This is a genomic window from Alcanivorax quisquiliarum (genome assembly GCF_023051175.1).
Classification (GTDB): Bacteria; Pseudomonadota; Gammaproteobacteria; order Pseudomonadales; family Alcanivoracaceae; genus Isoalcanivorax; species Isoalcanivorax quisquiliarum.
This window is the reverse complement of sequence record NZ_JALKII010000007.1, coordinates 195,622-213,296: the sequence shown is the minus strand read 5'-3', so window position 1 is coordinate 213,296 and position 17,675 is coordinate 195,622. Positions and strand designations below refer to the sequence as shown.

Genomic DNA, 17,675 nt, shown 5'->3' with positions numbered 1-17,675 from the left:
CAATGCCATTGATGAACTGCTGCCGCATCAGTGGAAGCCCCATACCGTTTGACAAGGTGGGATGGCCGGACGCTTACACTACAAGGTGCCTGTCCCTTTGTGTGGTGTAAGAGATTGACTACAAGGTGCCTGTCCCGTGGCTTGCCGCGGCTTGTTGACGTACGTTTGGGTGGGACAGGTTCATCCTGTCTTCTCAAATGACGATTGGGGTGGAAGCTCTCCGCCGCCAGGCGGTAGCAACCCTAATCTAAATGCTTGTAATGACTCTCACATCCGAGCCAGAAACACTCTTGATATATGAGTAACTGGTGCCAAGCACGGCCAACTGATCAGCGGAAACCTTGTCGGCCGAAATACCGGGTTGGACGATCACAAAGCGGAAGACCATTTCATGGTCGTGGCACTTGTTGCGCAACAGTTCCAGATCCAAGGGGTCCCCCTTAAGGATTCTGTCAAAGCCTTTGGGCAACGACTGCTGATAGCGCTGCAACAACCGGTTAAAGAACTTTTCTTCCGTGTGTAACCACTTCACCGAGCGTGATGCCTGACCACAAACCTCGTAGACGTCGGAAACACGTGCTCCTGGCCGCGCCTGACCATCTTGCTGAGGGCAATACTTGCAGTGGTACAGGTCAATAAAGATTGCATCCTTGTTGTGCTTGATTGCCACCAGATCGGCGATCTCACCAGCACCATCGTCGTTGAAAATGAAAGAGTAGTCGTTCTCGATTCGGCGATAGGTGAATCCCTGAACGGTATCTAAGTTGCGGTCAACCCTCATCGACTCCTTGTGGATCTGAGTCGTGCCCCAGTCCCACGGTTCAATCAGGGCAACTGGCAGCTTCAAGTCCAAACTGTTGGGGGAGTAATAGCGGTAATTGCCTTCGACCATCGAGCCGTCGACGGCCAACAGCACCAACGGGTTGATATCCAGGTACTGCTCGAACGAGCTCTCTTCTGGCAATACGATTCTGACCTCTGGGCAGGAAAACTTGTAATCGTCATCCAGCAGCCGGATCGTGATGTCAGGCAATTGGCGTTCCGCTCCATCAACTGCCGTTGCCCTCATGGGTACTTCCAGCGTAAGTGCATCGATTCGCCGTGGCTTACCCAGTTCGACATCCAGCAGATTGAATACTTCCGCTCGGTCCACCAGCGAGATCTTCTGCTCATTTTCGATCAGGATGGACGTAGGCCAATCGGCATAGAACAGTCCCTCAGGCCATGCTGCCTCAATCTTTTCCGAGCGAAGCACATCTTTGAGGACTTCAGATGGATTGATCGTCGCGTCGTTAAGCTTCTGCGAGGCTCGCTTGCACCACTCGATCCAGTCGTTGATGCTGGAAGAGTTCATCTCCCAGATCTTGCCCTTGTGCGAACAGCCAACGGTGGTGCGTTGACCATCCTCGTAGCCGGTTGCAAAGATGTTGGACTTTCGCGCAGTGCCGTTCTCGATTTCACCTATGACTGTATTGATGTCGCGCCCGACATGCATGGTAAAGCGTAGACCCTTGCGCATACGAGACAGGCCCACATTCTGCAGCTTCATGAGCTTGATACCGTGCAAGGTGCGGAACGTCGGCTCGCCGCTGATGCGCCGGGCATCTTTGGAGATCAGGTTCAGGAACCGATTTGTTTGCGACTCATCCCCGGAAGAGTGGACGAACAGCGTCTTGTCAGGCGTATGGTAGTACGCTAGGTAGAGGACCCAATTGGTGTCCACGATCGAAGACGTGTGCGCCCAGCTGACGGGAGTTTCGCGCCGTGTCACCATAATGATAGTGTCGGCCTCCTCGTTGATGGACAGAAGTTGCAACGATTCTTTCTTATGCGAGAAGTGCTTGGCCTTCTCTGGTCGCCAGTACTCAAGCTCTACATGGTAGGCTATCGCACTGATCTTAGGGTTAGGATTCAACCCGAAAATGTCCTCGGCGTTAGCATCTTCCGGGAACTGTTCGATGAACGTCTCCTTCTCGATCTCGCGGGCGATTTTGTCTTGGCTAACGTCGCGGATCACCGCGCTCCAGTCAGCATTTTCCTTGTATAACGCCGCCATTTGGTAGTCGACTTTCTGGTTGGCAATGTTTGCGACGAACTTGGCGTCACCGAGCGTATCATCGACTCGCGTCAGGCGACCGATAAACTGCAAGGTAACGGCGGGGCTGCGGTGCTGGTCGTGGATGGCCGCGATCTTAAGCTCCGGTAAGTCGAAGCCCTCCCCTAGCATGTTCACACAGACGATGATCTTATATTTCTTCTCGACAATCTCACCCAGTAGTTTGGCCCGATTATGTACTTTACTGTGGATGAGGATGGGCGAAAGATCCTCATGCTGCTTGTACAACTCAAACAATTCGGCGGCACGCTTCTGTGACCGCGCTCGAACTATCAGCAGGTGGTTAAACCCACGCGCGCGGTCGTCTCGTAACAGCGCTACCGCCTTGTCAGCCACCACCTGGTCAGCCAGCTCCAGGTTGTACTCGCGCACCGGATGGAATTCGATCGCCTTGAAATAGCCATCGTTCTGTGCGTCCTTCAACGGGTAGTTGTAGATGATCTTGCCATCCAGCGGCTGGTTATCCTCTCGGAAAGGGGTAGCCGTGAACTGCAGACAGGGCTTGTTATTGAACGCGTTCTTTACCCTGCTCCAGGTCTGAGCGGCCACATGGTGCGCTTCATCGATGATTAGGTGGCTGCAGAGGCCGGCCAAAGCCTCCAAGGTGGGCTGCTCGAAGCGCTGCAGCGCTTGCGGCGTGGCGACGATCACGTTGGCCTCGACCAACTGCTGAACCTCATCGGCTGATAGGCTCGAACCGATCGCCCGCACCACTGGATTGAGTGCGGTAGCCGAAACTGCACCAATCTCCCGCAGTTTCTTCAACTCAGTACATTTCTCGACCAGCTGGGATCGCAATGGGTCGGAAGGCACTAATACTAAGGTTCTGGTCAGCCGCCCGGCGATCAGCAGCCCGAGCATAGTGTCGGTTTTTCCTGTCCCGGTCGGCATCACGATCGTTGCTGGCGTGGCCGGCGCCATCACCAAGTGCCCCAGGGCGGCATAAAGAGCGGCCAGCTGCGGCTTGCGCAAGCCAGGCGTCTGGGTTTCTCGGACAGCCAGATTAAAATTAAATAGATGCTGTTGCCAGCTGCGATAAACGTCTGCGTACTTCCCTGTTTCAACGGCCATTAGGGTTACCAGAGTGCGGTCGAAGTTAATAATTGCCACAAACTACCAACGAAGCCACTGACAACGGGTAGTCCTCCCTGAGACTTATTACCCCATGCAAGCTGAGACGTAAGCGTCTGGCAAACCCATCCACCCGGCGGCATTTTGCTCAGTAGCATAGATGTCTACCTATAGTTGAATATTCATCTAAAGGAGCACCTGCCCCTTGGATACTTCCTTACTACAGCATATCCAGCGCCCCTTTCCTAAGCTTGGGACGATAGCTGCGCGCATAATTCTAATGACGTTTCTCTAGTGCATAACGAAGCTTCTCACCAACCTAGCTAAGCGGTGGGCCATTTCTTGATTTCCTTTCGTAGGCCCCTCTATTTTTGCCCCTCTTGCGGCCATCAATATCCATGCTCGAATTCCTGTTAACTCGGCTAAAGCCGACACCAAGGAGCAAAGTCCAGCTGGCGCAGCTTTTCGGCAGCACGGAGGTTGCAGCTTCACTTTGCCGCTCTTCGGCGCTTTGTTAGCAATGATGTCACTTCTTCCTGTTCGGCCGTTGAGTAAGTGCTGAGCCCGCCGCTGTTTTAGCTGCTTTGCTTGAGCTACTTGCTCTGAGCGTACTGGAAGCAGCAGATCCAGCTTTAGGCGAAGTTACTTTGCTAGGCGCTTTTGTTTGCGACAGAGCGGAACCTGCTGCCGATTTTGCTGATTTGCTTGAACCGCTGGAACGCAGTACTTTCGACGCCGCCGAAGCTGCTTTTTTCCCTGTTACTTCATTCTTGCTTTTGCTCATGTTGTGCTCCTCATTTAGTTCACTAGGTGTTGGCCAATTTTAACGGGGGAAGAGTCGTTCAAGACAAAGACCGCCATCAGCGTTAGAAGGGAGGCGAAAAGCAGCGCACTCACGAGACCTCCGGCCAAATTCACACCAAACTGAGGCCAAAATTTCTTCGTCTCACGGACTTCACTGACAATAATTCCTTCTTCGATTTCCTTCTGGAAATCAGCCATGTAGATTTCAATGGCGGATCTTGCGTAATCCGTGAGCCTTGCTTCTGCGGTGTCTCTTGCTCTGAGCAAAGCACCCGATGGTAGCTGCAGATACCAGTTTCTAATATCCGCATCCGTTGGAGGACCGCCATTGTTCTCGGAATGATGCTTCACCCACTCTACTCGCTGTTCTTCAACTACGGCGAATGCAACAAGGCCAAGGAGCCAGTCCTCATTCTCTGGCTGTTTATCCACGAGCTCTGCGTAGACTTCTTCTGGTCCATTGAACCTTGTCATATCGTCAATCCCTGTGGGGCGAACCCCCTTCTCACGCGCCGATTTTGAACTCTGAAGCAGCGGAGATCCGGTCGCCATGCAGCCGACTGTTAGTCGGGCGTTTATATTGCGTGCTATTTCTTATCTGCCATCAGTGCAACGCCAGCCATTTTTTTGGCGACATCTTCGATTTCGTCATCCTCAGCAGCAAACCCCGCTAGACCAGAAGCATGCCATTATATTGTGGGACACCATCAAAGGTGACGTCATGTAGGGCACGAGTCATAGCACAATAAATATTTTTCATTATTATCCCCCTTCCTCTTGATGAAATATCCTGTCTGCTTTGTGCCGCCGCTACTCTATTTAAACGCAAGGTGCTCTTTCAAATACAGCGCCCCGCTGACACGTTAGTACTTGTCGTATAATTTATCGCCGCCATCGCTAGTGGAGTTAGACTAGCGACAGCGCCTGTGACCCCGAACGTAAGTACCGTTCTTCCTTGTGTATCCACCAACATAATAGCAATTGATACCGCCAGATGGCCGAGTAGCGGAAGTGTTGCGCCCCCACTCACACGGGCGCCCGTCTCCATCTGCGTCAAGGTAGCTATGGCCTTGTCGAAGTAGTTCATACGCTTCGGCCTCTGAGAGCTCTGAGCAGCGGTATCGGCGCCCGGGCGCCGCGGAATTAACGCGAGCTCCTCCGATCGGTTTTGGGACGGCTGCGTCGAAGGTTCCACCGTCGACGCCCTCCATCTGAGCAGAACCTTGAACAGTACAACCCGCCAAATAAACTGCTGTTAACAGCAGGCCTGTGATAATCCTCATAATTACGATACCTATACATAAACCGCGACGCGAAGCGGTTTCCGTTTGAAGGTATTTTAAAGCCTCCAACCAAGATTGTGGGAAGCGGACATCGCTACTTGCTCCAATGCCCGAGCCCCCGCCTGCGTGCCTTATAACTCCAACACCAGTGAGCTTGCACTCATTTATTTTCCCCAAGTGGCTTCACCGCTTTCATATTCTGCAACATATCCGGTGGCTTAGGTGGTTTCGGCGGACGAGTTTCTTAGGTGCCATGCACTTTCCCCATCGTATCCTAATCGGTATTTATATAATAAAAACCAAGTCGGCTATAAAGACCAATCCATAGACCGTCGCTCGGAGTTGATCTTTGCTGAAAACGGCCTTTCAAGCGGCCAGTTCACGCCAGACCGCCACGCTATCGCCCCTGAACTGGGAGTTGCAGCACGGTGCAGCAACTCGCTTCAACTCAAAAGATCAATAACAGCGCCTAAACAGCACCTTCCGTACCACACCCCGGAGAATCGCTGGCGGGATAGGCCAAACGCGCGCGAGCTTTTTGAAGAAAAATATTATTTATGGGGAAACACTTTCAGAGGACATGGTGAGGGCGTTAGCCTTTCCATTGGCCGCTTCGGTGATCCTTTTTTTGTATTTCTGGAGTGTTACACAGGTCACATTTTTATTGCAAGCCTGTGGAGGCATTTTGGTAGCGAGGGCCTTGAAAGCGGATGAATGGCTTGGCGTAAAGCGCAATCTGGCGAGGCAGCGTTTAGCGATAGCTTCAAGCAAGACCCGGCTTGGTGGAACGGCAAAGCAAGACAGATGATCTTCAATAATGCTGCTGCTCGCCAGGATCAGGAGGCCGCCGAAGCTAAGGCAGGATGAAATTCCGGTCTCGGGCTGCTGGATCGAACCAACGCCCTGGCACTACCCGCCCTACCTCATCACCTCGTTCCCAGGCGCCGGCGCGTGGCGCTGACACAAAAGTCGCTAGCCTAAAAGGGGGAGGCTGGCACCGGCAAGCTCATGGTATCAGTGCGCGGGAATGGCGCTATAGGAGAAAGCTGAAGATGGTGTAAGACATTGGCTATTGGTTTTGCGCGAGATTCGCTATGGCGATCTGCCGGGGGGAGCTGCGAGATTCGCCATAGCGATCTGTCGCGGGGCAGCCACAGAATTAGTGATATCAACCCATTGACCCGGTGTGTGGGGCTGGTCGTGAGCCGGCAACTTCAAATTTCAGCACGGCGGCCTTCCGGGGGCGCATCAGGGCCAGCCAGTCTGCGCTGTCGAGGTTCAGGCGCTGCATTACGTTTGCGGCAGCCGCAGGAATGGCATGTCGTTTGCCGGGCTGTTCGGCGCGGCCGGTCCAGTCGACGAGTGCCAGGTAATCAGAGAGGGCGAACTGGCGTATCGGGCAGGGAGCCTCTTCGCAGGGCTCTACGTCTGGCCGGTGACCTAACTCAATGAGACGCGGCAAGGCGAGCTTGCCAGTTGCCTCTTCGGAGTCTGCGGCAACGGCGATGCCGGGGGGTGGTGAGGCAAGTTCGCTGGTGGCGGCCGTGGGGCTGGCTGCGTCCGTGGCGCGTGCCCCAGCTGTGGTGTGGGCTCTGTGGACTGCATCGGCGTCAGAGGTAACGCCCGCCTTCAAGGCAACGCGGCCAACCCCGGCTGTGCCGGATCGAAACTCGCCTGCCACCAAACCACGGCAACGCTGCTGATAGGACGTGTAATCCCCCTCCTCCGGCACCTCAGCCAACCCGGCTCGGACGGGGTTCAGATCCACATAGGCCATGCAGCGCAGAACGGAGGCTTCATCGCGCAGGGCGTGAACCTTGAAGCGCCCTTCCCAGAAATGGCCGGTGCAGTGATCTTCCTCGTTGGCGCGGCGGGCGATGTGTTCGTTCAGGCAGCGCATGAACCAGCTTAAATCCGCCAGCCGATGGCGCCACTTGGTGATCTCGGCCAGCGCCTGATCGTGGGTGGCGGCATCCAGCTCGCCGCCTGTCAGCCACTGATGCACGCACCGGGGGCCGGTAAAGAGCCGCAGCCAGCGCTGTGCAATGTCGTGATCGCTCCAGGCATCCATTCTCGCGGGGTTAATTCGCACCACCAGATGATAATGGTTTGCCATCACAGCGTAGGCGTAGAGATCAATGGCGAACACGTCTGTCAGCAATGCCAGCCTTTCAACCATCCAGGCGCGGCGGTGCTCGAACGAGCGGCCTGTCAATGCATCCTCACCGCACAAGAACGCCCGCCGCACGCAGCGGCCGATGCAGTGGTAATAGGCGGTGGTGTCCAGCGATATCTGCTGGCTGCGTGGCCTGGCCATGGTCTTCCTCCGTGAAGTACAGGGTCAGATTAATGGCCGAAGGGAAAAACGGTAATGGGTAAAGGCTGAGAAACGTGTAAGAGATTGACTATAAGGTGCCTGTCCCTTTGGATGTTGAAGTACAGGGTCAGATTAATGGCCGAAGGAATAAACCGTAATGGGCGAAAGCTGAGAAACGTGTAAGAGATTGACTACAAGGTGCCTGTCCCTCTGGGTGACGTTGCGTGTTATCTGGTTGAAATTAGAGGGTGACAACTATCCAGCCAGAGGGGGAGAGGAGCAAGCCCTCAGAGGGCTTGCTCAAGCTACTCAAAGAACATTCATATCATAATTTGGTTCGCTAAATACTCTACCATTAATGTCACATGATGCGAAAGGAACTGGAGAAGACATTGATGTATTAAAATTAAACCATGAGTTATCAGTACGACTACCGTCTCCGTTTGCAAAGGTTGCAGGAACCACCCCACTACAAATAATTAAGTTAAGCGGAGTGTAACGGACCTGAACTATCCTAAAGTCCCCCCCTATAATATCGTTATCTGGGTCAACCATAGTTCCCGGAATCCCAAGATTCAACGTTCCGCTTTCGTAGGCTTGCCAATCAAAACCTTCTAAACGAATATCTGAGCAAGCAGAGCTGCCAGCGCCAATATATCCGTCTGTTACATCGATATACCCTCTGCCATTTGCATCAATTGCCGCTTGACCCAAAAGCCAAAGTTCACAAGTAGCATCCAAATTGATGAGCGGGCTATTGAAGGTTAGCTGAGAGCTACCACTGAAAGCAGCGCCTACTGCGTTAGGCCCGAAAGGTGTTGTCCCACTATTGTCACCAACGAAAACGCCAACTGGGGCTGCCGAGTAGGTAGATGAACCAGTTTGATATTCTATGCCGGTAAATGAAAACGCCTGTGTAGATGCGAGCAAAGTCACACCAAAAGCGACAACTTTGATTTTATTAGCCATGTTCAAGTCTCCATAATTGGTTGAAAAAACTCATTTAACTAATGCAACGTTGCAGTAAAAAATTACCACACCCGACTCTTTGTTAGTGCAGAAAAAAAGACCATTATTGCTTAATCATAAAAAACATAAAAAAAAACAACATATTAGCCGCCACCTTGTGCCGACTAACCAATAAAGTTTCTTCTTTACGTCGCACAGACACCGGACGTACGCTGGTCTAAGGGTGACTGGTTGAGTCTGGTGCTGGTGCTCGTCTGCCATACCCGAGAGTTGCTGGGCTGAAACCTGTCTCGTACGGGTAAAGCCATTGCAGCAGGACCGCCCTTGAACAGGCTCCGATTTCCCAGGTCGAGTCACGCGACCGCTCCTTCTAGGGTCGGGTGATCGGCTGGTGTTCACGAAGCGCGCACTACACTGGCCTGGTACACTGTTACGGGCTGGATCAGGTGCTCATCACCCCGCACTACCCGCAGCAGAACAGGACGGTGAAGCGCGTCATCCGAACGCCGGAAAAACAGTGCGTGCATCACCACCGCTTCAAAGCCAGCAGCGCGCCCCCATCCAGTGCTGGGCATGATGTCACTCACTGAAGTTTAGCACCTTGAGATGATCAGAAAGAGTTGAAGCAAACTACATTGTCGCGATAAAAATATAAGAATACGGCGGACAAAATAACAACTCTCCATGTGTATGACTGGTCCCGACATTAAAATAATCCAGCCGCACCTACGCAATCCGCACAGAAAGACTTCACATTCAAAGTAAGGATTTTCTACTAATATCTATTTAAAAAGGGCGCCCTTGGCGCCCTCAGAAATGAAGCCATATAGAATATCTATCGCGAACACTGAAAGTACTCAGACGGCCTCTCAATCAACCACTTCCGAAATATACTTAAGCGACGCTCCTCTCATAGGAATAACGAGATCCATATCTGCCATTCTAGAACCTATTGAATCTGCAAGCTTCAGGTGAATTTCAATTTCCTCTGTATTGAATTGCTCAACCACCATCCTGCCATCGCTCAAGAAAGAGACTGGGCCTCGAACTTTCATCAATATAGGATAGCTAGACATATTATTTCCAGAGTTAATAAAACCTATACCCAAGTCGGAAATATAGGGCACATCTAAATACAGTTCAATAGTTGCCTCTAGCTGCGGGCCCGCAGATGACCGTCTAATCCAACCCTCTATCGGGCGATCCCGCCTGCCAGTATCAATATTTTTAGCATATCGCATCCGCATAATTTGAGGGCCCGTTGCCCCTCGATTATTACCTGCGAAGTCATCTTCAAAATCTGGCAAGCCAGCGGCTAAGCTCATCATCGCTGTTATGTCTAGAGAGGTTGCCATAATTAAAGAAGGCCATATATGAACCTTTACGTCCCCCTCCTGATTAGTAAAAGGCGTCATCTCTGCAATCATACTACTGCTCAAGTAAGAAAATTTATGCTCAGGGCAATGAAGCCTCTCTGGATTTCTAAATGTCGCCGGAAGACGAAAACCACAACCTATATTGATATCCATTATAAGGCTTGGATAGCTATCAAGGTTTGCCCTACTTAATATTTTAACACTATTTTCTGAGGGCCGAACACCGTCCGGATCGAGCTCGTGGATGGTATCCATGTCAGCCTCAGCCAAGGGGCCAGCCTCCTCGTTCTCAAAAACATATTGGAAGCCAAAGAAATTTTCGGAAGTATTTCGATCTGAAAAAAAGTTAGAGTTTGTATCGGCGGACGGAGCATTTAATGACAGTAGCACCGCAGTACTTTCTTCACCACCTTTAAAGTATTGAATAAGTTCCGGGCCTCCGGCATCGGGTGCATTTCCTCGTCTGGCCATGGTGTATCGCATAAATGTGCCATTTGGAAATGGCTGGATCGTACCAGCTCCAAGAACTTGCGTTTGCAGAGGTAAGCCGACAGTATCACAAATTGCACCTTCACCATCACAAGTGTAGTCCGACCCAGCAACGAACTGGGCGGAAAACGAGTTTGGGCTAACAATCTGGTACCCTCCAGACCTTAAAGCATACTTGAAATAAGTACCTTCTGCCCATGGCTCTTTAGGCCGGAAAATCAACCTTCTGGGCTCTTTCTCTAAGATACCCTCAATCTCTCTTATAAATTCCCCGTGCGCATCCACTTCCGCTACCACAAAGCTTTTTCCTAACTCTACGCTCTTCACGTCAATGTCTTTAGAGAAATGAACAATAATTGGCCGGTTACCTGGCAGCTCCATCACAGGTATAGGGTCATCGGCCTCCAAAACATCTCCTGGAAGCCCATTCGTTATACCGGGGTTCCCTCCAGCGCAGCGGCTCGTAAAACCAGTACTCAGGTCGATAGGAGTCGGCTCAAGAACACACGGAAACCCAGGATAAGCGGCCAGAACAACTGGCGAATAATCAACCAGTTCATTCCTTATATTTCGACCAGCCCACGCTTCAACGACATTCTTCTCTGTTACTTTTAGTGGCGGCCAAAAATCTCGCAAAATATCTTGTTCCAAATTATTTCCAGTTAAATCGGATACCGACCTGCTTATAAAGACGGAGTAGGGAGCGTTAGGCTGCTCAGACTCACTATCAAATGTTACATCTCTTAAAGGATCGATAACGATTGAGCTGCCCGAAACATGTACTCTCGTCTCTATAGCGTTACCAGCACGCGACAACTCGACTCGTCCAACTATACTTTCAGGATCAATTGGCTTATTAAAAATGAAGACTATGCTATCACCAGGCGAAAACAACCGATCTTTGGAGGACTCCCCTTCTCGCCCCAATGTCCAACTCTGCAACACCGGCCCCGTCGTATCCTCCACCATCACCGGCGGATTATCCTGATCCCCCACCTCTTCCATATAAAAACTCAACAACCCCGTCGCCCGCTCGGAGCCCAACACATTCGGCTCCACCACGCCCACGGCATTGATGGTCATCAGCTTGGTATCAGGATCAACCAGCGACGTCCCCACCAGCTCGATATGCAGCAAATCTTGCGTAATAGCACCGTTGGCCTGCGGTGTTTCAGTAGAGACGGCCACATCCATCCACAACCGCACCTGGCGCGGCGCATCGTCAGTATCGCTGTACGGGTTCGGCAGCAGGTAACCCGTCGCATCCGACAGGAAATCCATGCGCACCTTGCCGGACTCAAAACCGGCCGGCACTTCACCGCCAATCAGCACATCAATCGAAGCGCCTTCGATCAATGAACCGCGCTTGACGCGCAGCGGCGTGGCATCCGGGAAATCCGGTACGAACGCCAGTTCCGCGGCCACAATGCCGCTGGCCTGGGTGGCGGTATCCTCGCCCAGCAATACGGAGGCCATGGGCACTTCGTTGATCTGGCGACCGGTCAGCGGTGATACCTTGCCGAGGGTGTCGGCGATGTCCTGCACCATGTTGCCGCGTGGCCCGGTGGCCTTGGGCGTGAAGTCGATGGTCTTGGCGGTGGTATCGTTCTCGTTGCCGAAGCTGCCACCCGGCATGGTGTCGCCGTAGATCGATTTCACACCGGTGGTGAAGGTGATGCGGTGCGGCACATCCGGTTGAAGGTCTTCTTTCGGGTCGATGGTCAGGTACGGGCCGCTGACGATAACGTGTGCATCAATCAGGCCATCCGGGCCGGTCAGTTGCACAGTTGAGTCACCGGGCACATCGCCGTACTTCACTGTGCTCCGGTCCAGCGGCTGGCTGAACTGCACGCGGAAGGTGGTGAACTCCATGATATCCACGGGCGTGTCAGTGGCGCCGTAGGTCAGGTCGTTCGGCAGGGTGCGCAGAATGGTGAACTCGTCGTCGGCCACCAGGCTTTTGGGGCCTTCGTAAGCAGCACGAGTAGAGAAAGTCAGATTGCGCGCCCTGGTTTCACCTTTTTGCAGTTCGATGGGGGCAATGCTCAGTTGATAGGTGGTCAGCGGGCTCAGCTTTTGCTGCGGATGCAGCAGCAGGCTCTGGCCGTTGTCCACCTCTTCGATGTCGGCCCATTCGATTTTGGTGTTGTTGCTGTCGCGCAGCACGATCTTGTCGTGCAGGGCCGCATTGCCGGTGCGCACCGGGCTGGAGAATCGCAACACCACCGGTGAGGAGGTGGGCACCTCTTGCTGCGCATTATCCGGGAACGAATACACCAGGCTCTGCACCCGGCTCTCCCAATCCTGCCGTTGATCCGTTGCCACATCATCCTTGCTGCCGCCACAGGCGACCAGCGACAGGATACACGCGGCTATCATTGTTCTTTTCATGTTGCCTCCTGAGAAACCTCTACTTAAACGTTCTTGAATTGTCATTGGGAACGTCCGGTTTAGAATTTCAGCGTTACCGAGCCGGCGAAGACGTGCACTTCACCACCGGTTTCAACCGTGCCGTACACACCCGGCGGGGTCAGCGGGTTGGACGATGTCAGCTCGTAGGTTTTTTCATCCAGTTGCTGGTACTGGTAGCCCAGGTCCAGACGCACCGGGTAGGCCAGCAGTGGCATCTTCGGAATGGTGGCGCTCATGCCCAGGCCCAGCACCCAGCGGTCGGCATCCAGGTAGTTCACGTCCATGCTGCGGCGGCCTTCGATGGGGGTTTCTTCCCAGGCGATACCACCGGTGAAGGTGAAGTGATCGCCTGCCGGGATTTCCACACCGATGCGCGGGATGAAGATGTCCTTGAAGTTGGCGTTGGCCTGATCCTTGATGGTGTCGTTGCGCAGTTCACGCTCCAGGCGTGACCACGCCTGATATTCACCGGTGAAGCCGAGGCGGAAGCTGCCGAAGTCGTATTTCACGCCCAGGGTGGTGATCTCGGGCTGGAAGGAATCCAGGGTCTGGATGGCCAGCGCCAGGCCGGGTGCCGGGATGGTGCCGGGCACGATCACGTTGGAGCGCACCTTGGTGCGGGTGTTGGAGTAAGCGCGATAGGAGATCGCGGTTTCCAGGTTGTCCATCCAGCAGCTGGCACGGCTACAGAAGGTTTCGCCCCAGTTCACGTTCACACCCAGGATCGGGCGGAATTTCGGCGCGGCGGAGACGTTCAGGGATTCCTGGCTGGTGACGCCGCCGAGGGTGGAGCGGGTGTTCAGGGTGGCATCGGCGTGCAGGGTGACGCGCAGGGCGAAGCCCACATCAATGCCGCGCCAGACGCTGGTGCCCACACCGGCGGTCAGGAACAGCGGCTGCCGGCCGTAGGTGAAGTACTGGCCGTAGTCGGAGGTTTCCGAGGAGAACGCCATCATTTCCTGGGCGAATTTCTCGACGCCGACCATCAGGCCGAAGTACAGCGGGTGATCCAGCGTGGAAAGGGAGCTGAGATCGGTTTTCAGGCCCAGTTGCAGTTGCTGGGAGGGCTCGTCGACGATGCGGCGGCCGTTGGCCTCCAGATCGTGCTCGGCGTGGAAGATACCGCCGGTGAGCTCGCCACGCGGGTCTTTGGCCAGGTTGGCCGGGTTGTAGTACACCGCAGAAATCTGCGAGTTGAAGATCGACAGGGCCTGTGCGGAGGCGATGTCACCGGGGAGCAAGCCGTAGGTGGAGGGCGAGTTGCCCATGTTGGCCACCGCGGGGGAGCCGAGGGTCAGTAGCGCACAGCCGGCCGCTGCAAGTGGGCCAAATGTTCTGAGCTTCATGCTATACATCTCCATTCTTATTTATATGAGTGCGTGTTGTCGGGTTGTTCAGTGATGTTTTTCTTCACTTGTTTTCATTTGTCTGCTTTGTGCAGCGCTTCTGTTATCGCCTTCGGCGCCGGGCGAGCCCGGATGGCAACGCAGGCCAGCGCCGGATAGCGCTGACGGTGATGCGTGTGCTCATGTGCCTTGATGGCTCTTATGGTTATGTGGGTGTTACCCCTCTACACGGTGTTACCGTGGGGCGGCTTCGCTCGCCCTCGACCCCCGAAAAAAATTGCGGTTCAGCGGCTCGAGAATATGGCTTTGGAGCTTGGCTGAAGCCCTGCGTGCCGCCTGAATGGCGTGGGCAGCACCGTGCAGCTGCGGAATGCTGCTGTGGATGCCGCCGTGCCCTACGCTGGCGGGCTACGCGTAGAATTTGTTGTAGTGCCTTAGTTGTAGTGCGTTGTAGTGCCTTATATGTGTCTATGAGGTTCGCCGTGCCCTGCTGTGCTGTGGGCCTGCTGTGCGCCTGGAGCGGCTATCGCTGCTCCAGCCGCTGCCCCAGCTGCCCCAATTGAGGAGCTCGTCACAGCGTATACGCCATAGCGCACACATCTTTCTTGAGGTTAGACAATCAGTGAACGAACGAAAACCGAAGTTGGGGAAAGGTTGGATTTCATGAAATGCTATTGCGAGAGAGGGCGTTGTGGGGCGTGATAGGAAGCGCCGGGGGGCGGGATGGGCCGGGTTTGGCAACTCACTGCAGAACGATAAGGCTCGCCCTCCCCCGGCTCTTCCGGTGCAACAGCCGGGCTTGGTAACGTGCGGTTTACCGAGGAGTTACATTATGGGAAAGCGTACTGCTCCGCTGAATACGCCGAGCAGGACGGGTAAGCCTTCCGGGCCAGCCTGCGGCCTCCCCTCTCCCCAACCCCTTATTCGCTTCGCTCACCCTTCGGGCCAGCCTGCGGCTGTTCTGCGCTTCGCTTGCCCCACAAGGGGAGAGGGGATAAGACACTGATTTTAAATAGATTTTATACCTCGCCTGTGGGCAAGTGAACGCAGGCTGGGGTGAGCGCTGGCAGATGCGGGGATGCGGGGATGGGGGACGAGGAGAGAAACTGAAATGCGGGCTATTGCGCGGTCATTCACACGTTTGCGGCTTGGCATGATAATCTTCGTTGATAAACGAAGGCAGGCACCATGCCGGTGGGTAGCGCTTCGCAATCACACTCTTCAGGGAGCACCGCAATGCACGCAGCGACGATTGATGCTTCGGTAGCAGATCGAGCATATGGCTTGGCTGCCTGCGCTGCTGATCGGGTTTTGGGTGTGTATGACGCTTATGGCTCGTACGCTCACAGGGTGTTTTTAACAAAACACATCACTCGAATCCGGTTACAAAGAGCGATCTCTTTAGCCACTAGCAACATGCAGCGCCTTATAGATGTGCTAGATCAGGCGATCCAGTTTGTCGCGCAGCATTGCGAGCTGATTCCTGTTGATGCCCGGCGGCAGCAGCCATTCAGTAGTATGGCTGAATTGCTCAATGGCGCGCTCTACAGCCTGGAGGCTTTGCGGAACCAAAACATTGATGGTGCTGACGAGCTCTACAGGCTTGGCGCACAAGCTCGCAACAAGGCTGGCCGTATTGCGAGCATGCTGCGGCAAATGGAAGCGCCGGCAGCGATCTTTCAGAGTGATTTTGACAGAGGCGCGCTACCGGAGCTCGCTGGTCAAGCGACTCAGGCTCTGGACCAGCAAATCAAGCATTGATATAGCCAAGGACGGTTATGCCTGTTGAGGTTGTCATTCATCCAGATACCTTGCAGTTATATTTCAAGAACCTGGACCCGGCGCTTACTCCCAACCTGGATCGATTAAGGCGAGATTTTATTCGTTACAAGGAAAGCGACCATTCCGAGTATCCCAGCTACTTCGGGAAAGACACCGCCTATATCAGCCCCGAAGCCGCATGCCGTATCGGCCTTTCTCATATTCATTTACTGCCGCCTGGAAGAAGCTTCCCGCCCTCTCTTCCGCAATGGCAACGGGCTTGCCGAAAAGGCGACCCCGACGGAGACATCGCGCTGGTCTACTGTCAGGGGGTGTTGTTCACACGCGCTCGCAAGAGAGCGCCAACGCATGGCGTATCTCTGCCGGATCGCCGAAGCCTGGCAAGATGAAAACTAGCTTTTACTGAAAAGGCTCTACCTGCCAAGCGAAGTGTTTACTAAAGTTCGACGGGAACGGGCGGCAGTGGCAAATCGTCAAGCCGCCTATTACTGAAAGGAAGCGCAAAGTATGAAAGTAGACACCGAAATCCGCCATGTTACTCAACCTGGTGCCAATCTGTTTCTGGAGCTGGGGTTCCTTCCGGATGAGGCCGAAAGGCTGCATGAAGCCTCGATGCGACAAATTGACGATACCCGGCAGGTCAAGGAGCAGCTTATGGGGGAGCTGACCACCTGGATTGAGCAGCATCAGCTAAGGCAGGCTGACGCGGCAGCGATTCTGATGGTATCTCGCCCGCGGGTGTCGGATGTGGTGAACAAGAAGACGGCGAAATTCACGATTGATGCCCTGGTGGAGATGCTGAGCCGGATTGGGAAATCGGTGAGGTTGGCGGTTGGTTAGTTGCTTTTAGATGGAAAGGCCCGTAGCCAGGGGGGCGGCGGGCTGCCGTAGCCAATCTCGTACAGAATTATCAGCCTTTTCTTATTACCCGCTCTCGTTTGGATCTCTACTCTAGGTGTTGCCGCTTCCGGTGTGCTCGCGTATGGAAGGCGGGCATCTGTGGTTTTCGCCGGGCAAAGCGGCGCACTGCAATAAATTAGAAAAACAAGTTGATTTCTAATATTTAACCCCTCAATATAAGTATCGACGCTTATGGACGAGCCGTTATACAGCATTGAATGGACCAAAAGAGCGATCAAACAACTGGCAGCTATTCAGCCAGCGAAACAGCGTGCCGCGATTCTTGATGCGGTACGAGGGTTGGGAAGCTGCCCCACTAATGCCGCCAACGTCAAGGCGCTGCAAGGGCACGAGATAGCCTACCGTCTCAGGGTAGGCAGATACCGAGTCCTGTTCGATCTGGACGACGGCGTGCGAATTCTAGTGATTCAACAGGTGAAGAGACGAGATGAACGCACCTACTAAACCCGCTAAGAATCGTCCCCAGATCATCTATGGGGAGCATCAGGAGCCGCTATATGCGGTGGTGCCGTTTGATGAGTATCAGGCGCTTTTGGAGGCTGATGGCCGGGTGACGCTGCCGCATGATGTTGTGGTGCTGATGGTGGAGAAAGAACTCAGCCCGATGGCGGCGTGGCGTAAGTACCGTGGGTTTTCACAGGCGCAGCTGGCGGAAAAGCTGGGGGTGACGCAGGGTGCTGTGGCGCAGGCGGAGCGGCTGGGTAACAAGCCGCATATTGAAACACTGCGGGCCTGGGCCGAGGTGCTGGATTGTGAGGTTGCTCAGTTGACTGAGCCGGCCTGATGCAC

The 17,675-nt window shown here is 54.0% G+C and carries 15 protein-coding genes; 6 read left to right on the top strand and 9 right to left on the bottom strand.

The annotated features are described in order from the left end of the window. Positions 1 to 247 precede the first annotated feature (247 nt). From MU846_RS11525 to MU846_RS14765, 4 genes are all read right to left on the bottom strand, one after another. Positions 248 to 3,187: a DEAD/DEAH box helicase gene (locus MU846_RS11525; protein WP_246952872.1), complete on the bottom strand. Its 2,940-nt coding sequence runs from the start codon at positions 3,185 to 3,187 to the stop codon at positions 248 to 250. A gap of 526 nt (positions 3,188 to 3,713) precedes the next feature. Next, positions 3,714 to 3,971, bottom strand: a complete 258-nt coding sequence (locus MU846_RS11520) for a hypothetical protein (RefSeq protein WP_246952870.1) — start codon at positions 3,969 to 3,971, stop codon at positions 3,714 to 3,716. A gap of 14 nt (positions 3,972 to 3,985) precedes the next feature. Next, the gene (locus MU846_RS11515) at positions 3,986 to 4,465 is read right to left on the bottom strand and encodes a hypothetical protein (RefSeq protein WP_246952868.1); all 480 of its coding nucleotides are present in this window, start codon (positions 4,463 to 4,465) and stop codon (positions 3,986 to 3,988) included. Between the two features lie 437 nt (positions 4,466 to 4,902). Further along, a complete protein-coding gene (locus MU846_RS14765; protein ID WP_371738919.1) occupies positions 4,903 to 5,202 on the bottom strand; it encodes an excalibur calcium-binding domain-containing protein in 300 nt (99 codons plus the stop codon). Between the two features lie 610 nt (positions 5,203 to 5,812). On the opposite strand from MU846_RS14765, the gene MU846_RS11510 reads away from it, so the two are divergent. Beyond that, positions 5,813 to 6,082, top strand: coding sequence for a hypothetical protein (locus MU846_RS11510; protein WP_246952866.1), 270 nt, complete (start codon positions 5,813 to 5,815; stop codon positions 6,080 to 6,082). A 360-nt stretch (positions 6,083 to 6,442) separates the two neighbouring features. Here the strand turns inward: MU846_RS11510 and MU846_RS11505 are convergent, their stop codons facing one another. The 5 genes from MU846_RS11505 to MU846_RS11485 form a co-directional block, all read right to left on the bottom strand. Beyond that, complete coding sequence (locus MU846_RS11505; protein WP_246952864.1) at positions 6,443 to 7,591, bottom strand: transposase; 1,149 nt, start codon at positions 7,589 to 7,591, stop codon at positions 6,443 to 6,445. 309 nt (positions 7,592 to 7,900) lie between these two features. Next, positions 7,901 to 8,560 carry a hypothetical protein gene (locus tag MU846_RS11500; RefSeq protein ID WP_246952862.1) on the bottom strand — a complete coding sequence of 220 codons (660 nt, stop codon included), beginning with the start codon at positions 8,558 to 8,560 and terminating at the stop codon, positions 7,901 to 7,903. Between the two features lie 395 nt (positions 8,561 to 8,955). Continuing rightward, a complete protein-coding gene (locus MU846_RS11495; protein WP_246952860.1) occupies positions 8,956 to 9,135 on the bottom strand; it encodes a hypothetical protein in 180 nt (59 codons plus the stop codon). 294 nt (positions 9,136 to 9,429) lie between these two features. Continuing rightward, on the bottom strand, positions 9,430 to 12,816 hold the full coding sequence (locus MU846_RS11490) for an Ig-like domain-containing domain (RefSeq protein WP_246952858.1): 3,387 nt from the start codon (positions 12,814 to 12,816) through the stop codon (positions 9,430 to 9,432). Between the two features lie 59 nt (positions 12,817 to 12,875). Next, positions 12,876 to 14,183, bottom strand: coding sequence for an OmpP1/FadL family transporter (locus tag MU846_RS11485; RefSeq protein ID WP_246952856.1), 1,308 nt, complete (start codon positions 14,181 to 14,183; stop codon positions 12,876 to 12,878). Positions 14,184 to 15,419: 1,236 nt separating this feature from the next. Here MU846_RS11485 and MU846_RS11480 point away from each other — a divergent pair. The 5 genes from MU846_RS11480 to MU846_RS11460 all read left to right on the top strand — a co-directional run bounded on the left by MU846_RS11480 (position 15,420) and on the right by MU846_RS11460 (position 17,670). Then, positions 15,420 to 15,944, top strand: a complete 525-nt coding sequence (locus tag MU846_RS11480; RefSeq protein WP_246952854.1) for a hypothetical protein — start codon at positions 15,420 to 15,422, stop codon at positions 15,942 to 15,944. 17 nt (positions 15,945 to 15,961) lie between these two features. Next, positions 15,962 to 16,354 carry a type II toxin-antitoxin system YafO family toxin gene (locus tag MU846_RS11475; RefSeq protein ID WP_246952852.1) on the top strand — a complete coding sequence of 131 codons (393 nt, stop codon included), beginning with the start codon at positions 15,962 to 15,964 and terminating at the stop codon, positions 16,352 to 16,354. 118 nt (positions 16,355 to 16,472) lie between these two features. Further along, positions 16,473 to 16,805 (top strand): helix-turn-helix domain-containing protein, encoded by a 333-nt coding sequence (locus MU846_RS11470; RefSeq protein WP_246952850.1) that lies wholly within the window; start codon positions 16,473 to 16,475, stop codon positions 16,803 to 16,805. 252 nt (positions 16,806 to 17,057) lie between these two features. Next, on the top strand, positions 17,058 to 17,330 hold the full coding sequence (locus MU846_RS11465) for a type II toxin-antitoxin system RelE family toxin (RefSeq protein WP_246952848.1): 273 nt from the start codon (positions 17,058 to 17,060) through the stop codon (positions 17,328 to 17,330). Further along, entirely contained in the window at positions 17,314 to 17,670 is a 357-nt protein-coding gene (locus MU846_RS11460) for a helix-turn-helix domain-containing protein (RefSeq protein WP_246952846.1), read from the top strand. The genes MU846_RS11465 and MU846_RS11460 overlap by 17 nt, the downstream gene beginning before the upstream one ends. Positions 17,671 to 17,675 lie beyond the last annotated feature (5 nt).